Genomic DNA, 5,322 nt, shown 5'->3' with positions numbered 1-5,322 from the left:
CGATCACCGTCCCGCCCCCCTCCCGCCGGAACGCGAACGGCGCTCCCCCGTGCGCGAGTGCCACCTCCCGGACGATGGACAGGCCCAGGCCGGAACCCGGCAGGGAGCGGGCGTCGGCGGCACGGTAGAAGCGGTCGAAGACGCGGTCGAGGTCCTTGTCGGCTATGCCGGGGCCGCGGTCGAGGACCTCGACGCGGATGGTGCCGGGCCGGGCGGGCCCGGCGACGACGATCTCGATGGGGCCCGAGCCGCCCTGGTCGAACTTCACCGCGTTCTCGACGAGGTTGGACAGCGCCCGGGTCAGCATGCCGGGCCGCCCGTCGGTGGTGGTGTCGCCGCTCGCGCGGAGCAGGATCCGCCGGCCGCTGCGGCGCCGGGCGAGGCCCGCCACCTCCTCCGCGATGTCGGCGAGGTCCACCCGCTGCGGCGGCTCGGTGTCGGACTGCCCGGCCGCGAGGTCGACGAGCTCGTTGACCAGGTCCGTCAGCTCGCGGGCCTCCTGCCCCAGGTCGGCGACCAGTTCCTCACGGGTCCCGGGCGGGAGTTCGTCGATCCGGCGGAGCAGGGAGATGTTCGTACGCAGGGAGGTCAGCGGCGTACGCAGCTCGTGGCCCGCGTCCTGGACCAGGCGGCGCTGGTCCTCCTCGGACTGCGCGAGCCGCCCCAGCATGCGGTCGAAGGCCCGCCCGAGCCGGCCCACCTCGTCGTGCCCCGCGACGGGCACCTGGATGCCGAGCCGGCGGGTGCGGGCGACGTCCTCTGCGGCGTCGGTGAGGACGACCAGGCGGCGTGTGATCCGCCGGGCCAGCCACCAGCCGAACAGGCCGGCGGCGATCACGACGGCGGCCATCAGCAGGAGCGTCCGCCGCTGGAGCGCCCGCAGCAGATCCTCGACGTCGCTGAACTCCTGCGCGACCTGCACCGCGCCCCGACCGCCGCCGAGGGAGACGGTCGCGACCCGGTAGACGTCGTCGCCCACGTCGACGTCCTTGTGCTGGGCCACCCGCCCGGACACGGCCGCCCCGGCGATCCGCACGTCGGCACCGGTGACCGGCAGCCCCGGACTGCCCCGGTCGACGACATGCCCGTCCGGGCCGAGCACCTGCACATCCGTCCGGGCGGGCCGGACCAGGTCGTGGCCCGGCGCGGCGGACGAGAAGTCGCCGGGCGTCATGTGGTTCTGCCGCACCTCGTCGCGCAGATCCTGCACGACCTCGTCGAACACGGTCTGCTGGTCCACCCGCACCAGCCGGGCCGCCGCGCTGTACGACAGGATGCCGACCAGTATCGTCACGGCCGCCGTCACCGCCGCGAACGACACCGCGAAGGTGGTGCGCAGCGAGACCAGCTTCGGCCGCCGCCCGACCAGCAGCCGGCGGAGGCGGTCCACTCAGTCCTCCCGCAGCACGTAACCCACGCCACGCACCGTGTGGATCAGCTGCGGCGCGTCCGGCTCGTCGAGCTTGCGGCGCAGATAGCCGACGTAGACGGCGAGGTTCTTCGAGCCGGGGCCGAAGTCGTACCCCCAGATGCGGTCGTAGATCGTCGAGTGGTCGAGGACGATGCCCGCGTTGCGGACCAGCAGCTCCAGCAGTTCGAACTCGGTGCGGGTCAGCTCCAGCTCGCGGGCGCCGCGCCAGGCCCGGCGCGCCTGCGGGTCCATGCGGATGCCGGCCGCCTCGATGAACCGCTCGGGGACCGGCCGGGGCGCCTCGGCCACGGCTGCGCCGCCGACGCCCACCGGGCTGGTGCGGCGCAGCAGGGCGCGCAGCCGGGCGAAGACCTCCTCCACGTCGAAGGGCTTCACCACGTAGTCGTCGGCGCCCGCGTCCAGGCCGGCGATCCGGTCGGCGGTCTCCACGAGGGCGGTCAGCATCAGGATCGGCGTCCGGTCGCCCTCGGCGCGCAGCACGCGGCACACCTGGAGCCCGTCGATGCCGGGCATCATCACGTCCAGGACGAGGACGTCCGGACGGTTGCGGTGGGCCTGCGCCAGTGCCTCGACACCGTCGGCGACCGCCATGACCTGGTAACCCTCCAGGGTCAGGGCACGCTCCAGGGCGTGGCGGATGGCGCGGTCGTCTTCGGCGAGCAGCACTGTTTGGGACACGCGTCCAGTGTGCCCCGCCGCCGGGGTTCCGGGACCGGATGAGCTGCGCCGGAGCGTCCTTCTTACTGCCCTCTCACCAGGGGTCACGCAACCACAGGCGGGGTGCCTACCGTCCTCTCACCTTCGGGCCCCGGCGAGCCGGGCCGCGTGCGTCGGCGCGTCCGGCACGTCCGCCGGGCGGCCCACGGCGAACTCCTTGCGCAGTACCGGCACGACCTCCTCGCCCAGCAGGTCGATCTGCTCCAGCACGGTCTTCAGCGGCAGCCCGGCGTGGTCGACCAGGAACAACTGGCGCTGGTAGTCACCGGCGTACTCGCGGAAGGCCAGCGTCTTCTCGACGACCTGCTGCGGGGAGCCGACGGTCAGCGGCGTCTGCGCCATGAAGTCCTCCAGCGACGGCCCGTGCCCGTACACCGGCGCGACGTCGAAGTACGGCCGGAACTCACGCACGGCGTCCTGCGAGTTCCGCCGCATGAACACATGCCCGCCGAGCCCGACGATCGCCTGCTCGGGCGTGCCGTGCCCGTGGTGCGCGTACCGCGTCCGGTACAGCTCGACCATCCTCTTGGTGTGGTCGGCCGGCCAGAAGATGTTGTTGTGGAAGAAGCCGTCGCCGTAGTACGCGGCCTGCTCGGCGATCTCCGGCGAGCGGATCGACCCGTGCCAGACGAACGGCGGTACGCCGTCCAGCGGGCGGGGCGTGGCGGTGAAGCCCTGCAACGGCGTACGGAACTGCCCCTCCCAATCGACGGCCTCCTCGCGCCACAGCCGGTGGAGGAGGGCGTAGTTCTCGATCGCGAGCGGGATGCCCTGGCGGATGTCCTGCCCGAACCAGGGGTAGACGGGGGCGGTGTTGCCGCGCCCCAGCATGAGATCCACCCGGCCGTCGGCCAGGTGCTGGAGCATCGCGAAGTCCTCGGCGATCTTCACCGGGTCGTTGGTGGTGATGAGCGTGGTGGCCGTGGAGAGGATCAGCCGCTCGGTGCGGGCGGCGACGTAGCCGAGCATCGTGGTCGGGGACGAGGGGACGAACGGCGGGTTGTGGTGCTCGCCGGTGGCGAAGACGTCGAGGCCGGCCTCCTCGGCCTTCAGCGCGATGGCGACCATGGCCTTGATGCGCTCGCGTTCGGTCGGCGTCCGGCCGGTGGTCGGGTCGGGCGTGACGTCGCCGACGCTGAAGATCCCGAACTGCATGGTCGCTCACCCTCCAGGTTGTTTACACTTCAACCGTACCTGGCGGAACAACAGGCAGGTCGTCACGTCCGGTACGGATCCCTGCCGGTCTGCCCGAGCAGCCGCTCGAAGGGCGACGCGCCCTCCGCCACCGGCACCGGCTCCGCGAACACACCGGTCGACCGGGCCGTCGGCGCCAGCTGGGCGACCGTGCCGGCGAGCTGCTCCAGGACCGGTTCCACCCCGTCGTCCGCCCGGTACTCCTGGCCCGTGGCCCGGGCCAGGTCCCACACGTGCACGGTCAGATCGAGCAACGCCATCGAACCGACCAGCCGCGCGGGCATCTGCCACGCCCCTGCCGTGCCCTCCTCCGCACCGGGCGCCGACCAGGCCGCCACCAGCCTGTCCGTCTCCTCGGCGAACCGCTCCCTCCAGTCCGGTCCCGCGCCGACCCGGTCGGGCGTCGTGGAGAAGTCCGACTCCCCCTTGGCGGCCAGCTTCTGGAACTCCACGACCACCTGGAAGAGATGGTTGACCAGGGCCTTCACGTCGTAGTCGGCACACGGCGTGGGGGCGGAGAGCGCCTCGTCGGAAATCGCCCGGACCACAGGCACGGCCCGCTCACGCGCCATCGCCAGAAGATCGCCCAGGGTGTGGCTCTTCGCTTCACTGCGCTTGGTGTCCATACCCCGACCGTAGGGACGCCCGGGCCGCCCTTCTTGAAGAAACGCGACGTACGATCCGGCCATGGAGGCACCCCGCCGCGACACCCGCGGGATCGTCGACCCGTCCGGGCTGCTGAACCGCGTGCGATTCCGCCGCCACGAGCCCGCCGAGCCGCTGCGCCGGTACGTCGAGTGGTACTGGCTCATCGACTGGGACCTGCCCGCGCCCTACGCCTCCCACATCGTCCCGCACCCCGCCGTCAACCTCACCTTCCAGTGGGACGGGGCCGACGAGAAGGACGCGCCCTACGGCGAGGTCACCGGCGTCGCGCTCGGCCTGTACACCAGGAAACTGTCCGGCCGGGGCCGGGTCTGCGGGGCGAAGTTCCGGCCCGGCGGCTTCCGGCCGTACGCCCCCGAGGTGCCGGTTTCCCGGTGGACGGGCCGCACGCTGCCCGTCCAGGAGGTGTTCCCGCAGGTCACGGGTGACACCGTCCGCTCGGTCGTCACCCCCGCGGACGACCGCGCCCGGGTGGCCGCCCTCGATGCCTTCCTGCTCTCCCTGCCCTGCGCCCCGGATCCGCAGGCAGACCTCGCGATCGACCTCGTCCGACGCATCCAGGCGGACCGCACCGTACGCCGCGTCGGCGACTTCGCCCACGCGCGAGGACTGTCGGTGCGGGCGCTGCAACGGCTCTTCTCGACCCATGTCGGCGTCAGCCCCAAGTGGGTCATCCTCCGTTACCGCATCCACGAAGCCCTGGAACAGGCCGGCACCCGCAGCGACGTCGACTGGGCCGCCCTCGCCGCCGACCTCGGCTACGCCGACCAGGCCCATCTGGTATGGGACTTCACGACGACGGTGGGAGTACCTCCGGCGGCCTACGCCGCCGGAGCCCGAGTCGGGCGATAGGGGGTGTCCGCACCCCCTACCCCTAGGGCGTGTCCGCACCCCCTAGGGCACGAGCACCAGCCGCCCCCGCACGCCGCCCTCCTCCAGCCGGGCATGCGCCTTGGCGGCATCGTCCAGAGCGAACGTCTCGGCCACCCGCGTCGTCAGCACCCCCTCGTCCACCAGCCGCACCAGGTCCGCCAGCTGCGCACCGTCGGCACCGACCTCGACCGCATCGGTCCGCACCCCCCGGACGGAGGCGGGCTGGGCCTGCGGGATGACGCCGACGTACCGGCCCCCGTCCCGCACCGACGCCAGGGCCCGCTCACCGAGGACCGCGGCGTCCAGCACCGCGTCGAAGCTCCGGTCCGCGACGGCGCCGTCGGTGAACCGCCGAGCCCCCAAGGAACGTACGAGCTCCTCGTCCCCCTCCCGCGCCAGCCCGGTCACCGCTATCCCCCGGTGCACGGCCAGTTGGACCG

Annotated in this window: 6 protein-coding genes; 1 reads left to right on the top strand and 5 read right to left on the bottom strand. The window is 72.7% G+C overall.

What is annotated here, in order from left to right:
• The 4 genes from CA983_RS40280 to CA983_RS40265 all read right to left on the bottom strand — a co-directional run.
• Positions 1-1,390, bottom strand: a 1,390-nt coding sequence (locus CA983_RS40280; RefSeq protein WP_086605642.1) for a sensor histidine kinase, incomplete at its 3' end; no start/stop codon positions are given.
• Positions 1,391-2,098 (bottom strand): response regulator transcription factor, encoded by a 708-nt coding sequence (locus CA983_RS40275; RefSeq protein ID WP_086605641.1) that lies wholly within the window; start codon positions 2,096-2,098, stop codon positions 1,391-1,393.
• A gap of 129 nt (positions 2,099-2,227) precedes the next feature.
• On the bottom strand, positions 2,228-3,304 hold the full coding sequence (locus CA983_RS40270; protein ID WP_086605640.1) for an LLM class flavin-dependent oxidoreductase: 1,077 nt from the start codon (positions 3,302-3,304) through the stop codon (positions 2,228-2,230).
• Between the two features lie 62 nt (positions 3,305-3,366).
• Complete coding sequence (locus CA983_RS40265; RefSeq protein WP_086605639.1) at positions 3,367-3,969, bottom strand: TIGR03086 family metal-binding protein; 603 nt, start codon at positions 3,967-3,969, stop codon at positions 3,367-3,369.
• A gap of 61 nt (positions 3,970-4,030) precedes the next feature.
• Between CA983_RS40265 and CA983_RS40260 the strand changes: the two genes are divergently transcribed.
• A complete protein-coding gene (locus CA983_RS40260; RefSeq protein ID WP_086605638.1) occupies positions 4,031-4,861 on the top strand; it encodes a helix-turn-helix domain-containing protein in 831 nt (276 codons plus the stop codon).
• Positions 4,862-4,903: 42 nt separating this feature from the next.
• Here the strand turns inward: CA983_RS40260 and CA983_RS40255 are convergent.
• The coding region (locus CA983_RS40255) for a zinc-binding dehydrogenase (protein WP_143645718.1) at positions 4,904-5,322 on the bottom strand (419 nt) is incomplete at its 5' end.

It is taken from the genome of Streptomyces swartbergensis, assembly GCF_002148965.1.
In the GTDB taxonomy this organism is placed as follows: Bacteria; Actinomycetota; Actinomycetes; order Streptomycetales; family Streptomycetaceae; genus Streptomyces; species Streptomyces swartbergensis.
Note: the sequence above shows the minus strand (reverse complement) of the source record. Positions and strands in the feature narration are given on the sequence as shown.